Here is a 17180-nt window from a genome sequence, read left to right on the forward strand (position 1 = left end):
GTGCACAGCGTCCGAGAATGGAGCAGCTCAGATGAAACCCGTTTCCCGCCCGAGGCGGACCCGACAGCGTCTGCGTCGCGGTGGCGCCGCGGCGGCAGCGCTCGTCACCGCGTCCGGGATGGCGGTGGGCGTCGCCACGCAGGCTCACGCGGCAGCCGGCTGCCGCGTCGACTACGCCGTCACCAATCAGTGGGAGGGTGGCTTCGGCGCCAACATCGCGATCACGAACCTGGGTGACCCGGTGTCGAGTTGGAACCTGAAGTTCTCCTTCGCCGCGGGGCAGAAGATCTCGCAGCTCTGGAACGGGAACGTCACCCAGTCCGGCGGCAGCGTGACCGTGACGAACCTGTCCTACAACGGCTCCCTCGGCACCAATGCCACCGTCACCCCCGGCTTCAACGGCACCTGGACCGGCAGCAACCCGGCGCCCACCACCTTCACGCTCAACGGTGTGACGTGCACCGGCTCGGCCGGTCCCGGTCCGACTCCCACCACGCCGGCCCCGACCCCCACCACCCCGACCCCGACCCCCACCACGCCGTCACCCACGCCCTCTCCCACGCCGTCGCCGACGGGTTCCGCCGGGGCGAAGCCACGCGTGATCAACATGACCGACCTCGGTGCGGATCCGGACGATCTGGAGTCGCTGGTCCGGATGTTGGTCAGCGCCAACGAGGTCGATCTCGAGGGCGTCATCGCGACGACGAGCTGCTGGAAGCCGACGCAGGACGCGTCTAACATGGCCGCCCTGCTGAATCCGCGGCTGAACGCGTACGGCCAGGTGTTGCCGAATCTTCAGAAGCATGCTCAGGGTTACCCGACCCTGGCGTACCTGCAGTCGATCTCCAAGCTGGGGCAGAAGGGTTACGGGATGGGTGACGTCGGTGCCGGGAAGGACAGTCCGGGTTCGGAGCTGATCATTGCCGCAGTCGACCGGAACGACGCCCGTCCGGTCTGGGTCAACTTCTGGGGTGGCGGCAACACGCTGGCGCAGGCGTTGTGGAAGGTCAAGAACACGCGCAGCCAGGCACAGGTCGACCAGTTCGTGAGCAAGTTGCGGGTGTACGACGTGCTGGGCCAGGACGAGACCGGGGCCTGGATGACGAAGACGTTCCCCAACCTCTTCTACATCCGGGCCAAGAACCTGGTCTACAGCTGGCAGCCCTCCGACAGCTGGGTCGACAACAACGTCCAGAACCACGGCGCGCTGGGGGCGCAGTATCCCGACCGGATCTGGGCCTTCGAGGGGGACAGCCCGTCCTTCCTGTACCAACTGCCCAACGGCCTGACCGATCCGCAGCACGTCGAGTGGGGGAGCTGGGGAGGTCGCTTCGACCCGGTGAAGAGGGCCGGCGTGCGCGGCATGACGGAGAGCGGCAGACTGGGCGCGGAGCCGTCGTACGACTCTTACTTCATGTACAGCGACGCTCCGGAGGGCGGTAGTTCGACCAGCCGCTGGAGCGCAGCGATCAACAACGACTTCGCCGCCCGGATGGACTGGACCATCACCGGCAGCTACTCCGGTGCGAACCACCAGCCGGCCGCCGTCCTCAACGGCGACACCACCAAGCAGGTGCTCCAGTTCTCTGCCTCCGCCGGCGCCACCGTCAACCTGAGCGCCGCCGGCTCCAGCGATCCCGACCGGAACTCGCTCAGCTACTCCTGGTCGTATTACGACGAGCCCAGCACCTACAACGGCGCGGTCGCGATCAGCAACAGCACGAGCAGCACCGCCACCGTCCAGGTCCCCGCCAACGCCGGGGGCAAGAGCATCCACATCATCCTGGAGATCCGCGACAGCGGCTCACCCACCCTGTCCAGCTACCGTCGGGCTGTCATCAACGTCCGATAACGCGCCATCCACCGATCGCCCCCGGGGCGGGCCTGCCTCCCCGGGGGTGATCGGCAGTCGCTTCTTCGCCCGTGGCCTTCGATCAGGACGTCGCAGGGGCGTCGGGCGAGGCAGATAAGGGCTGTGGGGAAGGCGGTGCCGTCGCCGACTTCGAGCAGGATCCGGGCAGCGGTCCTGACGCCGATGCCTGGCATCGGGGTCAGGATCCCGCGAGAGGGTGCGCATCGCGCATCCTCTCGACTTCTGTGGCGACCTGGTCGCGTTGACGCAGGACATCGCGGAGCTGTCGGCGGCGAGGCGGGGCGGGATCCTCTCCGCTGCCTGGGTGCCGGGGACTGTGACGGTTTACTCATCCAGGGCGGCCATGATCTGCTCGACCAGGCGTTCACCCATGCGAGGTGCGCGGACGGCGGCGATGGTCAGCAGTTTCCGGCGGTCGGCCTTGCGCAGACCGGCCGGGCCGCCGCAGCGTGACAGCAACTCCAGCACGGCCATGTCGTGCACGTTCGGGCCGAGGACCCGTTCCAGTGCCGGGGTGGATCTGCGTGAGTAGGCCACGGTGCGGTTGAACACGCGGGTGGCCGCGTTACCAAGAGACCTACCCCGAGGCGGGTGGCCGTGTCCCTATCAGCGGTCCGCCGACGCCACCCGACCCGGCGACAACACCCCCGGAGCATTCAAACGACAGGGCGGGAAGTCATACCGGCCTGGGCGACCGAGGGTCCCCGGCTGGGGACGATCAACAAGGCAACGGGGGCTCCGGGGTCCAACGGCAGGACGCTCGGCCGGGTGGTCCCGGCCGAGCGCCTCGCTGTTCTTCGGCTACCACCACCCGTAGCCGTTCTGCCACGACCTCTCGGGTCCGCCAGCGACGCGAGGGGCCGTTGCCGTACCGGTCAGGGGTTGATCCGGCCGGCGCCGGCGCCGGCCGTCACGACCGACTTGACGCTGCTGGCGGTGTCCAGAGTGTAGGCGTACGGGATGCTCGCGACGCTGCCGCCAGCCTGACCGCTGCCGGAGTTGACAAAGTAGTTGTTGCGGGCGGCCAGGCTGCCCGGGCCGGAGCCGCCCTCACCGAGGTGGTAGGGGTCCTTGACGTTCTCGAAGTAGTTGCCCTCGACGAGGACGCCGGCGTTCATGGTGGAGGCCACGCCGTAGCCGCCGTTGCTGTTGTAGTAGTTGTTGTACACGTGGACCGGGTTGCCGAAACGTACCCGGGGGTGGCGCTGGGTCGTCGCGTCGAACCAGTTGTGGTGGTAGGTCACCCGAAGGTGGCCGATGTCCTGACCGCCGTTGCCATCGCTGTGTCCCAGCAGCATGGTCTTGTTGTGGTTGAAGAACCGGTTCCAGGACACGGTGACGAAGTCCGAGCCGCGCTTGATGTCGACCGCGCCGTCGTAGCCGTTGCTGAGCGTGTTGTGGTCGATCCAGACGTTTGTCGACCCGCTCTGGACGTTGACGGCGTCGTCGTTCCAGTCCCGGAAGGTGAGGTTGCGGATGATGACGTTGCGCTGTTCGCTCACGTTGAAGCCGCAGCCGACGATGGTCGCGCCCGGGTTGCCGAGGATGGTCTTGTTGGAACCGACCTGCAGCATCCCGGAGCAGGAGATGGTGCCGGAGATCCGGATCACCGCGGCGCTGGTGCCGCGGACCGCGCTGCTCAGCGCGGAGGCGTTGGTCACCGTGGTGGGGGAGGAGCTGCCGCCGCCGGTGGTGCCTCCGTTCTGGGTGGCCCAGCCGACCAGCCCGGTCTGCGGAGGTGTGGTCGGTCCGGACGTGGGGGGTGGCGTGCTCGGCGGGGTGACCGTGGGGGTGCCCGCCGGGGTGGTGGGCGCGGTCCCGCCGGTGCAGGTGGCCCCGTTCAACGCGAAGCTCGACGGCACCGGGTTGCTGGAGTTGTTCCAGGTGCCGTTGAAGCCGAACGAGGCGGTGCCGTTGGTACCGATGGCGCCGTTGTAGTCGAGGTTGGTGGCGGTGACCTGGCTGCCGCTCTGCGTCGCGTTCGCGTTCCAGGCCGAGCTCACCTGCTGCCCGGCGCCGAAGGACCAGCGCAGGTTCCAGGAGGAGACCGGGTCACCGAGGTTGGTGATGGCCACGTTGGCGGTGAACCCGCCCTGCCACTGGCCGTCGACCGAGTAGGTGACTCGGCAACCGGCTGCGGCGTGGGCGGTGCCAGCGGTCAGGATCCCGCCGACGAGCAGGGCCGCGCCGGTGGTGGCGACGGCAGAGGTGATGGCGGCCAGCTTGGCACGCCGTCGTACGGACATGAGGTTTCCCTTCGGAGCGGCGGGGACGGTCCCGCCGGCCGGCTTCCCACCGTGTGTCGGCGCCTGCCCGGTTGGCGCCGGTGGTCGGCTGGTCCGGCGGTCCCGTGGCCCTGCCGGTGAACGAGCGGTCTGGTCGGCTCCCGCTCCGCGCCTCACGAGTAAGCGCTTTCTCAGGGAAGCATGCCGATCGATGGGTGTAAATAGCTAGCGGGGCCTGAATGAATATGCCTCATGGTGGCGTCGCGGGCCGTCGGCCCCGGTCTTGACATCGACATAGGTAAACGTTACGTTCCGCCTCAGTTTCCGCATTGTCAATCGTCAATGAATATTGATTCAGTGAGGGGTCGCGTCATGTCGAGATCGGAACGAGCCGCAACCAGCCGGCGTCGGCGGGTCCGAGCCGCGACCGCCCTCGCCGTCGCGGTGATGGTCGCGGCTGCCCCGGCTGCCCCGGCTGCCCCGGCCGCCGCGCGGCCCAGCGCCGTGGCGAACGCGGCATCCACCACCTACGAGGCCGAGGCCGGCACGGTCGGGGGTGGTACGACGATCGACTCGAACAACGGCGGGTACACGGGCACCGGATTCGCGAACTTCTCCGCCTCGGGCGGATGGTTGCAGATCGGCGACATCGCCGGTGGCGGTGGCGGCGCCACCGCGGTGACGATCCGGTTCGCCAACGGCAGCGGAAAGGCGCGGACCGGCCGGCTGCTCGTCAACGGCACGCCGCAGACCATCACGTTCGCGACGACCAGCACCTGGACGGCCTGGCAGACCACCTCGCTGACGGTGTCGCTGATCGGCGGCGCCAACACGATCCGATTCGAGTCGACCGGACAGGACCTGGCCAACGTCGACCACATCGTGGTCGCTGCCGCCGCCGGCCCGGCCGCGCCCGTGATCACCACCCAGCCGGCGGGCCACCGGGTCTCCGCCGGGGCCACGGTGACGTTCACCGTCGCCGCCACCGGCACCCCGGCGCCGACCTACCAGTGGCGGCGCAACGGCGCCGCGATCGGCGGCGCCACCGGCGCCACCTTCACCATCGCCGGGGCGCAGCCGGCCGACGCCGGCGACTACACCGTCGTGGTGACCAACGCCGCCGGGTCGGTCACCAGCAGTCCCGCCACCCTCGTCGTCGACAGCGCCCCGCCGCCGACGAGCGGCCGGCCCCGCGTCATCGCGATGACCGACGGCGAGGTCGACGACCGCAGCTCCATGGTCCGCTTCCTGACCTACGCCTCGGACTACGACGTCGCCGGCATCATCCAGACCAATTCGCGCTACCAGAAGAGCGGACACAGCGGCGAGAAGTGGATCGAGGGGCAGCTCGACCGCTACCAGCAGGTCCTGCCGAACATGCGGCTGCACAAGGCCGGCTATCCGGACACCGCCGCGCTGCGTGCGGTCGTGCGGGTCGGCAACGAGAACAGCGGTGACCTGGCCAAGCCGCCGCCGGACATGGCCACCAGGGACACGCCGGGCTCACAGTTGCTCATCGACCGGCTGCTGGACAACGACCCGCGCCCGGTGCACGTCGCGGTCTGGGGCGGGGCGAACACCGCCGCCTACGCGCTGTACAAGCTGAAGACCCAGTACCCGGCGGACCGGTACGCCTACGCGGTGTCCCGGTTGTGGATCTACTGCATCTGGTACCAGGACGGCGGCGGCCAGTGGATCGAGGACAACATCCCGGGCGCCAAGATCTACGAGGCCTACAAGTGGGACAACGTCTGGGACTACCAGAGCCTCACCGGGCCCAGCCCGGACTACGTCAAGGCGTACATGACGCAGAGCTGGCTGGACATGAACGTCAAGCAGAACCACGGCCCGCTCGGCGCGGTCGTTCCGCAGACGTACGTCAGCGAGGGCGACACCCCGTCCTTCCTGCCGATGATCGACAACGGGCTGACCCAGTACGCCGACTACACCCTCGGCGGCTGGGGTGGCCGGCCGGTCTTCGACGCCGGCAACCACATGACCGACGGCGTCGACGACGGCAACGCGAACAAGCCGTTCTGGCGGTGGATCCCGGCCGCCCAGAACGACTACGCCGCCCGGATGGACTGGCAGGTGGCGACCAGGTTCGGCGACGCCAACCACCAGCCGGTCGCCCGGGTCGCCGGCGGTCTGGCGCGGACCGTGTCGCCCGGGCAGACCGTGACGCTCGACGCCACGCCGAGCACCGACCCGGACGGCAACGCCCTGACCTACAAGTGGTGGCAGTACGCCGATGCCGACTCGGTGGGCGCGCGCCTGACCATCACCAACGACAGCGCGCGCACCGGGGCCAGCCTCGTGGTGCCGAACGAGCCCGGCAGGAAGATCCACGTGATCCTTGAGGTCACCGACAACGGATCCCCGAACCTGACCCACTACCAGCGGGTCGTCCTCACCATCGGGTGACCCCAACGACAGCCGCGTCCGCGGGTCAGCCTGACCCGCGGACGCGGCTGTCCGGACGTTAACGGGTGATGGCGCGGTTGGGTCATTGACATTGCCAGCGGGCCCAACCTACGCTTCTGTCATGTCCGATCAAGCACGAATAGATATGCCACTGCCGGTGTTCGGCGCGGGCATCTGGCACTTCGGCCGCTATGTGGACCGGTACGCCACCGACGGCTACGGCCCACCGGTCAACACCCTCGAAGCGATCAACCTGGCCAGCAAGGTCGAAGACCTGTCGGTGGTCGACCTGACCTACCCGTTCGACCCGCCGGGGCTCGGCGTCGCGGACGTGGCCGGCGTGCTGACGATGAACGGACTGCGCGCGGTCGCGGTGACCCCGGAGATCTACACCCGCCGGTTCAACCGGGGTGCGTTCACCAACCCCGACGCCGAGGTGCGGCGGGCCGCGATCGAGCTGGTCTCCGAAGCCGCCGAGGTCGCCCGTGAGCTCGGTTGCGACTACGTCAAGCTCTGGCCTGGCCAGGACGGCTGGGACTACCCGTTCCAGGCCGACCACCGGCAGCTGTGGCAGTACTCCGTCGACGCGGTCCGCGAGCTGGCCGCGGCCTTCCCCGACCTGCGCTTCGCCATCGAGTACAAGCCGCGCGAGCCGCGCAACGCGATGGTGTTCTCCTCGGTGGCCCGCACCCTGCTGGCCATTGAGGACATCGGGCTGCCGAACGTCGGCATCCTGCTGGACTTCGGCCACTCCCTCTACGGCGGGGAGTCACCGGCCGACGCCGCACGGATGGCGATCTCGCGTGGGCGCCTGTTCGCCATCGACGTCAACGACAACTACCGCGGTTGGGACGACGACATGGTCGTCGGCTCCATGCACCCGATCGAGACCTTCGAGTTCTTCTACGCCCTGGTCGAGGCCGGCTGGCAGGGCGTATGGCAGCTGGACCAGTTCCCGTTCCGCGAGGACAGCGTGCAGGCGGCCACCGACGGCATCCGGGTCATGAAGCGCATCCACCGGGCGATCGGCGCCGTGGACCGGGAGGCGCTGCACGCCGCCCAGCAGGCACAGGACGCCCTCGCCGCGCAGCGGATCATCCAGAACGCCCTCTACGGCACATACGAGGGTGGACGAACGTGACGGACCTTCTCGACGAGGTGGCACCGGTGAAACTGTCCGCTGATCCCGATCGCTGCGCGCGGTACGGGCAACTGTCCGCCCGCCTGCGCGTGTCCGACGCCGATGTCGCCGCCGTCGAGCTGCGGCGCATCTCGCGAGAGGTGCGGCGCAGCATCATCCGGATGATCGACCGGGCCCGGATGGGTCACATCGGCGGTGACCTCTCGGTGACCGACATCCTGGTGACCTGCTTCTGGGGAGCCTTGTCGCTGAACCCGCAGCGGCCGGCGTGGCATGAGCGGGACCGCTTCATCCTCAGCAAGGGCCACTGCGCCGCCGCGCTCTACTCCACCCTGGCCCACTGCGGGTTCTTCCCCGAGTCGGAGCTGGACACGTTCATGGCGCCGATGTCCGCGCTCAACGGGCACCCGAACAAGCTCAAGGTCCCCGGGGTGGAGACCAACACCGGCGCCCTGGGCCACGGCCTGCCGGTCGCCACCGGCTGCGCCATCGCCGCGCAACTGACCGGTGCCACCTGGCGCACCGTCGTCGTCCTCGGCGACGGCGAGATGCAGGAGGGCAGCAACTGGGAGGCGGCGATGACCGCCGCCCACCACGGGCTTTCCTCGCTGACCGCCGTGGTCGACCGCAACCGTCTGCAGCAAGGTGCCCGCACCGAGGAGACCAAGCGCCTGGAGCCGTTCGCCGATAAGTGGCGCAGCTTCGGCTGGGAGGTGCGGGAGGTCGACGGGCACGACCACGCCGCGCTGCTGCGCGCCCTCGGGCCGTCGTCGACCGGCCAACCGGTCGCCGTCGTGGCCAACACGATCAAGGGGAAAGGTGTGTCATTCATGGAGGACCGGGTCGAGTGGCACCACAAGGTGCCCACTCCCGACCAGACCGAGCGGGCCCTCGCGGAGCTCGTCGGATGACCGTTGTCGAGCAGGCCACCTTCGACTGCCGGCAGGCGTTCGCCGACGAGTTGCGCGCGCTCGCCCGGCTCGACGATCGCATCGTCGCCGTCTGCAACGACTCGGTCGGTTCGAGTAACCTCGTCGGCTTCCGCGAGGAGTTCCCGCAGCGGCTGGTGAACGTGGGCATCGCCGAGCAGGATCTGGTCGGCGTGGCGGCCGGCCTGGCCAACGCCGGGAAGATCCCGTACGTCTGCGCCGCGGCGCCGTTCCTGACCGGCCGGGCGCTGGAGCAGATCAAGGCGGACGTGGCCTACAGCGACGCCCACGTCGTGCTGTGTGGGCAGAGCCCGGGCATGGCCTACGGCGAGCTGGGACCGACCCACCACTCCATCGAGGACCTGTCGTGGATGCGTGCGGTGGCGAACCTCGACGTCATCGTGCCAGCCGACCCGGACCAGACCCGGGCCGCCGTGCGGTGGGCCGCCGCCGCCGGGCGTCCCTGCTACCTGCGGATTCCGCGGTTCAAGGTGCCGGCGGTGACGCCGCCGGACGCGCCCTTCGCCCCGGGTACGGCGGTCCGGCTGACCGACGGCGACGACGTCACGGTCATCGCGATCGGCTCCCTGACCTCCCGGGCGCTGGACGCCGCCGACCGGCTGCGCGCCGAGGGCATCGCGGTCCGGGTGTTGAACATGCCGTTCGTGGATCCCATCGACACCCGGGCGGTGCTGGCCGCCGCCGCTGAGACGCGCGGCATCGTGACCGCCGAGGAGGCGACCGTCACCGGCGGGCTGGGCGCCGCGATCGCGGCGATCGTGGCCGCCGCCCGACCCGCGCCGATGCGCATCCTCGGCATACCCCGGGTCTTCGCCCCCACCGGCGACACCGCGTTCCTGCTCGACCACTTCGGGCTGACCGCCGACGGCATCGCCGCCGCGGCCCGCGACCTGTTCGACGCCTCCGGTCCGGGCGGTGGTCGTGGCTGACGGACCGCTCGTCCTCGCGGTGGACCAGGGGACGAGCTCCACCAAGGCGCTCCTCGTCGACGGCACCGGGACGGTCGTCGCCCGGGCGACCGCGCTGCTGTCCGAACGGCAGCCGCGGCCGGGCTGGGTCGAGCAGGACGCTGACGAACTGTGGCAGAGCGTGCGCGCCGCGGTGCGGTCGTGCGTCGACCCGGCAGTAGCGCACCGGATCGAGTCGGTCGGGTTCAGCACCCAGCGGGAGTCGCTGGTGCTGTGGGACCGTCGCACCGGCGAGCCGTCGGGGCCGCTGTTGAGCTGGCAGGACCAGCGCACCAACGACGCGTGCCACGACCTCGTGGCGGCGGGCAACGGTCCGCTCGTCCGGGCGGTCAGCGGGATGCCGCTGGACCCGATGTTCTCGGCGCTCAAGGCCGGCTGGCTGCTGGACACCTACGATCCGGAACGCCGCCGGGCCAAGGCCGGCGACCTGTGCCTGGGCACTGTCGATTCCTGGTTGCTGAGCCGGTTCGGTGGCGAGCACGTCACCGAGGTCGGCAACGCCTCCCGCACCCAACTGCTCAACATCGACACCCGGCAGTGGGACGAGCGCCTCCTCGACCTGTTCGGCGTACCCGTCGCGGTGCTGCCGCGGGTGGTCGCCTCGTGCGGTGACTTCCCGTCCGTACGCGGGCTCGCGCCGGTGCCCGACGGCACCCCGGTCCGGGCGGTCCTCGGCGACTCGCACGCGGCGATGTTCGCGCACGCGGGCTGGCGACCCGGGGTGGTCAAGGCGACCTACGGCACCGGCTCGTCCGTCATGGCCATCGGCGACAGCGGTGACAGCCCGCAGTTGTGCCGCAGCGTGGCCTGGGACGTCACCGGCCCGGTCCTCGCCGTCGAGGGCAACATCAGGGCCACCGGCCGCACGCTGAGCTGGCTGGCCGACCTGTTCGGCGTCGACGTGCCGACCCTGCTCGACGAGGCGGCGCCCACCGCCGGCCCGGTGCAGTTCGTGCCGGCCTTCGGCGGCCTCGGCGCCCCGTGGTGGGACCCCGACGCGATCGCGGTGCTGAGCGGGTTGACGCTCGGCACGCGCCGTGCTGACCTCGTCGCCGCGGCCCTGCACGCCATCGCCCACCAGATCGAGGACGTGGTGTCGGCGGTCGAGGCCACCGTCGGCGAGGTGCGGCTGCTGCTGTGCGACGGCGGCCTGACCCGCAGCGCCCGGCTAATGGAGATCCAGGCCGAGACCGGTGGACGGCGGGTCGGCCGCTCCGCCGAGCAGGACCTGTCCTGCCTGGGCGCCGCGGACGCGGCCGGGCTGGCCGCCGGGCTCTGGGACCGGTCCGACCTCGAACGACGGCTGCGGCCCGTCGACGAGTACCACCCGTCGACCGACCATGCCGCCCGGGCCGTCGAGCGGGCCCGGTGGCACGTCGCGGTCGACCGGGCCCGGCCGACCGCCCTGTCGGGAAGGAGTAGAGCGTGACATCCCTGGCACGTCCACGATGGCTTGGCCTGGCGGCTGTCCTCGCACTCGTGGTGGCGATCCTGGTCAGCACCGAGTACCGCTCGGCGAGCGCGCCCTCGGCCGCCGAGGCGCAGAGGTTCGACCCGGCGCGCTACGGCGCCGAGACGTACCGGAGCAAGGTGGTACCGGCCGTCCAGAAGGGCGCCACGCCGCTGCCGGAGCTGTTCGCGGCGCTGGCCGCGGACAAGGAGGCGGCCGGCCGGAAGTACGGCCACCGGCAGGGCACCGGCCCGTGGAGCTTCGCGGTAACCGGCGAGGGTGTGGCCGGCCCGACCACCGGCAGCCTCATGCAGGTCACCGGCACCGGGCTGCCGGCGCAAACCCGGGTGCAGATCCAGGTGGGACCGGCGATCAACGGCACCGCCCTGCGCGACGCCGCCGGGTTCATCACCTTCGGTCAGTTCCTCAACCAGGTGGAGTTCGCCGACGCGGCGACCGCGCTGAACAACGAGATGCGGGCCACGCTGCTGGCCGACTTGAAACCCGCGGACCTGGCCGGCCAGAAGATCACGTTCACCGGCGCGTTCAGCTTCGTCACGCCCTCGGTCGTCACCATCACCCCGATCGAGATCGGAAAGGCACCGTGACCCCGGTCCTGCGCGCCTGTGCGGTGACCAAGGTGTACGGCGGCACCCACGCGCTCAAGGGCGTCGACTTCGAGATCGCCGCGGGCCGGGTGACCGCGCTGTTCGGCGAGAACGGCGCCGGCAAGTCCACCCTGATGAAGATCCTGGCCGGGATCGAGCAGCCGACCACCGGTCACATCGAGCTGGACGGCGCACCCATCCGTCCCGGATCCGCCCGTCAGGCCGCGGACCAGGGCATCTCGATCATCCACCAGGAGCTGAGCCTCTGCCCCAACCTCAGCGTGCAGGACAACCTCTTCCTGGCCCGCGAGGTCCGGACCCGGTGCGTCGTCGACCGGGCGGCGCAACGGGAGGCCACCCTGGCGGTCCTGCGCCGGCTGGAGGAGGACCTGAACCCCGACCAGCCGGTGGGGGAGCTGCGCCTGGGCCAGCAGCAGATCGTCGAGATCGCCCGGGCGCTGCTGCAGGACGCGCGCGTGCTCATCATGGACGAGCCCACCTCGGCGCTCACCGCGCCGGAGGTGGCCGTCCTGTTCCGGCTCATCCGGGAACTGACCGCCGGCGGGGTGGCCGTCGTCTACATCTCCCACCACCTCGACGAGGCGCTGGAGATCGCCGACGACGTGGCGGTGCTCCGCGACGGCACCCTGGTGGCCACCGACACGGCACGCGAGGTGACGCTCGGCTGGATCGTCCAGCACATGGTGGGACGCGATCCCGACGCGCTGTTCCCCGAGCGCGAGCCCGTCGTCGGCGCCCCGGTGCTCAGCGCCGACCGGATCGTGGTCGCCGATCCGCAGAACCCCCATCGCCTCGCCGTCGACGGGGTCTCGCTCACCCTCCGCGAAGGGGAGATCGTCGGCATCTACGGCCTGATGGGGTCGGGCCGCACCGAACTGCTCGAGGCGCTCGCCGGCCGGATCACTCCCGCCGCCGGCACGATCACGCTCGACGGCGTGCCGCTGGGCAACGCGGGCATCCGCCGGCGCATCGCCCAGGGGATCGCGCTGGTCCCCGAGGACCGGCAACGCGACGGCCTGGTCCAATCCATGTCGGTCGGGCAGAACCTCAGCCTCGCCGGGCTGTCCCGGTTCGTCCGCCGCCTGCTCGTCACCCGCAGCGCCGAACGTGAGGCGGTCGAGCGGACCATCAGCGAGGTCACCGTCAAGACCAGCGGCGCCGGCGCGTCCATCGGCTCGCTCAGCGGCGGCAACCAGCAGAAGGTCGTCATCGGCAAGGCGTTGCTGACCCGACCCCGCGTACTCCTGCTCGACGAGCCGTCCCGCGGCGTCGACGTGGGCGCCAAGGCCGACATCTTCGAACTCATGGCCGTCCAGGCCCGTCGAGGGCTGTCGGTGCTCTTCGCCACCTCCGAAGCCGAGGAGGCCCTGCACATCCCCGACCGGTTGCTCGTGCTCGCCCGTGGCGTGGTGGTGGGCGAGTTCCGGCGCGGGCAGATAACCCGGGAGGACCTGATGAGCCTGTCCGACGGCCGTGTCGCCGCCCCCACGACGCGGAAGGAGCCGGCACGGTGACCATCCGGACAACTCTGCCGGCGCAGGCCGGACCCGCCGCCGACACCGCGACCGCCACCGAGCTGGCCACGAAGGCCCGCCGCCTGTCGCTGCTCAACGGCGTGTTCGAACTGCGCGCCTTCATCGCCCTGGCGGTGCTGATCGTCGTGTTCAGCCTGCTGTCCGACTCGTTCCTGACCGTGACCAACGTGATCACGATGACCAAGCACGTCGCCATCAACGCCATCATCGCGCTCGGCATGCTGCTGGTCATCCTCAAGGGCGGCATCGACCTGTCGGTCGGATCCGTCGTCGGTCTCTCCGGCGTCGTCGCCGGCGAACTGCTGCAGGGCCTGCGGCTCGGATTCCTCGACACCGTCGCCTACCCGCCGGTCTGGGCGGTCATCGTGCTCTGCGTCGCGGTGGGGATGGTCGTCGGCCTGGTCAACGGAATCCTGATCACCCGATTCCGGGTCGCGCCGTTCATCGCCACGCTCGGCATGCTCTACGTGGCCCGGGGTCTCGCGCTGCTCATCTCCGACGGCACCACCTATCCCAACCTCGCCGGCAGCCCGGAACTCGGCAACACCGGCTTCGACTTCCTCGGCAGCGGACGGCCACTCGGACTGCCCACCTCGATCTGGTTGATGGTGATCCTCGCCGCCGCGGTGGCCCTGGTGCTGATCAAGAGCCCGTTCGGCCGGTGGCTCTACGCGACCGGTGGCAACGAGCGGGCGGCGGAGCTGTCCGGCGTACCGGTCCGCCGGGTCAAGACCATCGTCTACGTCGTGGCCGGTGCCTGTGCTGCGGTGGCAGGGCTCATCATCGCCTCCGAGCTCACGTCCGCCGCGCCGCAGGCGGGAGAGACGTACGAACTCAACGCCATCGCCGCGGTGGTGATCGGCGGCGCCGCGCTCAGCGGTGGCCGCGGCACCGTGCGCGGCACGCTCGTCGGCGCCTTCGTCATCGGGTTCCTCGCCGACGGCCTGGTGCTCCTGGGCGTGTCGACGTTCTGGCAGATCCTGATCAAGGGAGCGGTGATCGTTCTCGCCGTCATGCTCGACCAGGGTCAGCAGCGGTTCCAACGGCGTCAGGGCGCGGTCGCCTCAGCCGCTGCCGCCACAAAAGCCTCCCCCTCCTGATTCCGGTACCACCTGCACCTTCCACATAACCGCACCACACCATCCCCCAATGGAGTCCTCCATGTTCTCTGCGAGCTCATCGGTGACCCGGCGGCGAGCCCTCGCCGTCGTACCTCTCCTCAGTGCCGCGCTCCTCCTCGGCGCGTGCGGCTCGGACGACGACGGGCCGGCCAAGGGCGACGGCGGCAAGGAAGCCGGCGGCCTCATCGCGATTATCACGCCGTCGGCGGACAACCCGTTCTTCAAGGCCGAGGCGGACGCCGCCAAGGCCAAGGCCGAGTCGCTCGGCTACCAGACCTCCGTGGCGTCCCACGACGACGACCCGAACAAGCAGAGCGAGCTGATCGACACCGCCATCTCCCGCAAGGCGAAGGCGATCATCCTCGACAACGCCGGCGCCGACGCCTCCATCGGCCCGGTCCGCAAGGCCAAGGACGCGGGCATCCCGGTCTTCCTGATCGACCGGGAGATCAACGCCACCGGCATCGCCGCCGCGCAGATCGTCTCCAACAACGCGCAGGGCGCACAGCTGGCCGCCGAGTCCTTCGTCGAGGCGATGTCGAGCAAGGGCAACTACGTCGAACTGGTCGGCAAGGAGTCCGACACCAACGCCGGCGTCCGCTCCAAGGGCTTCACCGACGTCATCTCCCAGTACCCGGACATGAAGCTGGTCGCGAAGGAGAGCGCCAACTGGGACCAGCAGGAAGCCTTCAGCAAGATGGAGACGATCCTGCAGAAGAACCGCAACCTGCAGGGGGTCATCGCCGGTAACGACACCATGGCGCTCGGCGCCGTTGCCGCGCTCAAGGCCGCCGGGCTGACCGGGAAGGTCGTCGTGGTGGGTTTCGACGGCAGCCCGGACGCGGTCGCCGCCATCAAGGCGGGCCAGATGCACGCCACCGCGCTGCAGCCGGCTGTGCTCGGCGCCGAGACGGCGGTGCAACAGGCCGACAAGTTCATCAAGACCGGGTCGACCGGCGCCGCCGAGAAGCAGTCCATCGACTGCGAGCTGGTCACCAAGGCCAACGCCGACCAGTTCGGTGTCTTCGGCCGCAAGTAGTCGCACCGGACCCGTGTCCCGTGTCGCGCCGTCACCGGCCGACACGGGACACACCCGCGCCGGCCGTCCCGGCCCGTCAGCTAGCGGGCGGGTTCCTCCGCCAACCGTCGCGCCACGTCGAGGTCGGTGACCAGGACATCGACCCAGTCTCCGCGCAGCGCCGCGCGGATCGCGGTGAACTTCCGCGCCCCACCGGCGATCGCCACCACTCGCGGTATCGACCGCAGGGTCTGACTGTCGATGCCCAGCACCCGCTCGTCGAGCGCCGACTTGACCAGGTCGCCGTTCTCGTCGAAGAACCGCAGGCAGATGTCACCGACCGCGCCGAGCTTGCGCAGCGCCTGCTGCTCGGTGTCGGCGATGGCATTGCCGCTCTCCATCAGCAACGGCGACGGCTCCAGGCTGCCCAAGCCGGCCAGCAGCATCGTCAGGCCGCTGTAGGTGCCCATGACGTCGTTGATGTGCGGATCAGCCATCAAAACCTCACGCGCCGCCGGCGACGACGCCAACCCGGGCGCGGGCAGGAACACCGCCTTCGCCCCGGTCAGGATCGCTAGCCGGTCGGCCAGCCGGGTGGCGTAGATCTGCGACGTGCTGCTACCGACCCCGCCGATGACCTGGACGACCTGCTCGGCCACCGGATTGGGCCGGGGACGCATCGCGTCGACGGTCGACAACAACGTCGAGCTCCACGACGAGATGCCGATCCGATCACCGCCGGTGAGGGTCGTCTCCAGGTAGACCGCGGCCGCCGCGCCAATCGCCTTCAGCGTGGACTGTTCATCGGGGGACGAGTGACCAGTGTCGGCCACCACGACGTCGCGCAGCCCGAACCGCCGCTCGATCTCCTCCTCCAGCTCGGCGTGCACACCGGCCGGGGTGACCACGGTGGTGCGCACGATGCCCAACACGGTGGCCTGCTTCAACAACCGCGAGACACGCGGCTGGGAGATGTGCAGCTGTTCGGCGATCTGGGGCTGCCTCAGCCCGTGCTCGTGGTACATGCGGGCCACCTTGGTTAGCAGCCGCAACTGGCTGGCGGCCACACCACCGATCGCCGGTTCGCGGAGGTTGCCGCCGTCGCTGGTCACCGCGACTCCTTCGATGGTAGTCGGACGCTGATGCTCATCAGGGAACTATAACTGAATGTAAATTCAGAGCTGACTGCTGTGTTGACCTGATCGACCCACCCCGACCGACGCAGCCAGCGTCTGCTTGGCGAAGTGCTCATCATCTGAAATTGCCTAACGCTCTTGCGGAGACCTTCGCAACGCGTGCTGTAGGCCGCCGGGCGCTTCGGTGCGATGGCGCGGGAAGCCGTGAGGTACGCGCTGGCGAACACCGATTCGAAGCTGATCAGTGGTGCGGCAACGACGAGGGCGTGGACGCGTCGGCAGGCTGACTCGCAGCCCCACCGCACATGACCGTCTTCGAGCGGGTGCCGTCGCGGACGTGCCCGACCCGCGCCGGCCTGGTCATGTTTCTCGTTACCGAGGTGTCCTGTCATCTGCTCGTCAACGCCGCCTTGAGGAGCGCGACATGGCGCTCTGTTCAACCCAGCGGCAAGGTCGTCGTCGGCCACGATCTGACCTGGCTCCAGCAGCCGTCGGACCCGGGCGAGCAGACCCGCATGTACGACCCGCAGGCGTACGTCGGCATCGACGAGATCGCCGCCGCCATCGCGGCTTCGGGCGAGTGGCGCATCGACGTGAACGAGACTCGCCCGCGCCCTCCGGGGGCGATCAGCACACACCACGTCGATGATGTCGTGCTGCGCGCCGTCCGACTGGACCACCGCAGGAAGTAGGGCAACCCGACCGGCCCA

13 protein-coding genes and 1 pseudogene are annotated in these 17180 nt (G+C 69.8%); 11 read left to right on the forward strand and 3 right to left on the reverse strand.

Annotated features, from left to right (window positions below):
• Nucleotides 1-31: 31 nt before the first annotated feature.
• A complete protein-coding gene (locus ACPCK6_RS21125) occupies nucleotides 32-1852 on the forward strand; it encodes a nucleoside hydrolase-like domain-containing protein (protein ID WP_423481985.1) in 1821 nt (606 codons plus the stop codon).
• 119 nt (nucleotides 1853-1971) lie between these two features.
• On the opposite strand, the pseudogene ACPCK6_RS21130 reads toward ACPCK6_RS21125, so the two are convergent.
• Together ACPCK6_RS21130 and ACPCK6_RS21135 are read right to left on the reverse strand one after the other, a co-directional pair.
• Nucleotides 1972-2446, reverse strand: a pseudogene (locus tag ACPCK6_RS21130) (IS110 family transposase); the annotation flags it as partial.
• Between the two features lie 302 nt (nucleotides 2447-2748).
• Nucleotides 2749-4119 (reverse strand): pectate lyase family protein, encoded by a 1371-nt coding sequence (locus tag ACPCK6_RS21135; RefSeq protein WP_423481986.1) that lies wholly within the window; start codon nucleotides 4117-4119, stop codon nucleotides 2749-2751.
• Nucleotides 4120-4470: 351 nt separating this feature from the next.
• Between ACPCK6_RS21135 and ACPCK6_RS21140 the strand changes: the two genes are divergently transcribed.
• The 9 genes from ACPCK6_RS21140 to ACPCK6_RS21180 all read left to right on the forward strand — a co-directional run bounded on the left by ACPCK6_RS21140 (nucleotide 4471) and on the right by ACPCK6_RS21180 (nucleotide 15355).
• Nucleotides 4471-6522 carry a nucleoside hydrolase-like domain-containing protein gene (locus ACPCK6_RS21140; protein ID WP_423481987.1) on the forward strand — a complete coding sequence of 684 codons (2052 nt, stop codon included), beginning with the start codon at nucleotides 4471-4473 and terminating at the stop codon, nucleotides 6520-6522.
• Between the two features lie 121 nt (nucleotides 6523-6643).
• A complete protein-coding gene (locus tag ACPCK6_RS21145) occupies nucleotides 6644-7663 on the forward strand; it encodes a sugar phosphate isomerase/epimerase family protein (RefSeq protein WP_423481988.1) in 1020 nt (339 codons plus the stop codon).
• Nucleotides 7660-8574: a transketolase gene (locus ACPCK6_RS21150; RefSeq protein WP_423481989.1), complete on the forward strand. Its 915-nt coding sequence runs from the start codon at nucleotides 7660-7662 to the stop codon at nucleotides 8572-8574. The genes ACPCK6_RS21145 and ACPCK6_RS21150 overlap by 4 nt, the downstream gene beginning before the upstream one ends.
• The gene (locus tag ACPCK6_RS21155; protein WP_423481990.1) at nucleotides 8571-9542 is read left to right on the forward strand and encodes a transketolase family protein; all 972 of its coding nucleotides are present in this window, start codon (nucleotides 8571-8573) and stop codon (nucleotides 9540-9542) included. The genes ACPCK6_RS21150 and ACPCK6_RS21155 overlap by 4 nt, the downstream gene beginning before the upstream one ends.
• A complete protein-coding gene (locus ACPCK6_RS21160) occupies nucleotides 9535-11010 on the forward strand; it encodes an FGGY family carbohydrate kinase (RefSeq protein ID WP_423481991.1) in 1476 nt (491 codons plus the stop codon). The genes ACPCK6_RS21155 and ACPCK6_RS21160 overlap by 8 nt, the downstream gene beginning before the upstream one ends.
• Nucleotides 11007-11639 (forward strand): DUF2291 family protein, encoded by a 633-nt coding sequence (locus ACPCK6_RS21165; protein ID WP_423481992.1) that lies wholly within the window; start codon nucleotides 11007-11009, stop codon nucleotides 11637-11639. Before ACPCK6_RS21160 ends, ACPCK6_RS21165 begins: the two co-directional genes overlap by 4 nt.
• Entirely contained in the window at nucleotides 11636-13174 is a 1539-nt protein-coding gene (locus ACPCK6_RS21170) for a sugar ABC transporter ATP-binding protein (protein ID WP_423481993.1), read from the forward strand. Before ACPCK6_RS21165 ends, ACPCK6_RS21170 begins: the two co-directional genes overlap by 4 nt.
• Nucleotides 13171-14295: an ABC transporter permease gene (locus tag ACPCK6_RS21175; protein ID WP_423481994.1), complete on the forward strand. Its 1125-nt coding sequence runs from the start codon at nucleotides 13171-13173 to the stop codon at nucleotides 14293-14295. The genes ACPCK6_RS21170 and ACPCK6_RS21175 overlap by 4 nt, the downstream gene beginning before the upstream one ends.
• 61 nt (nucleotides 14296-14356) lie before the next feature.
• Nucleotides 14357-15355: a D-ribose ABC transporter substrate-binding protein gene (locus ACPCK6_RS21180; protein WP_423481995.1), complete on the forward strand. Its 999-nt coding sequence runs from the start codon at nucleotides 14357-14359 to the stop codon at nucleotides 15353-15355.
• Nucleotides 15356-15435: 80 nt separating this feature from the next.
• Here ACPCK6_RS21180 and ACPCK6_RS21185 read toward each other — a convergent pair whose 3' ends face one another.
• On the reverse strand, nucleotides 15436-16446 hold the full coding sequence (locus ACPCK6_RS21185; protein WP_423481996.1) for a sugar-binding transcriptional regulator: 1011 nt from the start codon (nucleotides 16444-16446) through the stop codon (nucleotides 15436-15438).
• A 329-nt stretch (nucleotides 16447-16775) separates the two neighbouring features.
• Between ACPCK6_RS21185 and ACPCK6_RS21190 the strand changes: the two genes are divergently transcribed.
• On the forward strand, nucleotides 16776-17162 hold the full coding sequence (locus ACPCK6_RS21190) for a hypothetical protein (protein WP_423481997.1): 387 nt from the start codon (nucleotides 16776-16778) through the stop codon (nucleotides 17160-17162).
• The last annotated feature ends 18 nt before the right edge of the window (nucleotides 17163-17180 follow it).

The organism is Micromonospora sp. AB353 (assembly GCF_049538395.1).
Lineage (GTDB): Bacteria > Actinomycetota > Actinomycetes > Mycobacteriales > Micromonosporaceae > Micromonospora > Micromonospora aurantiaca.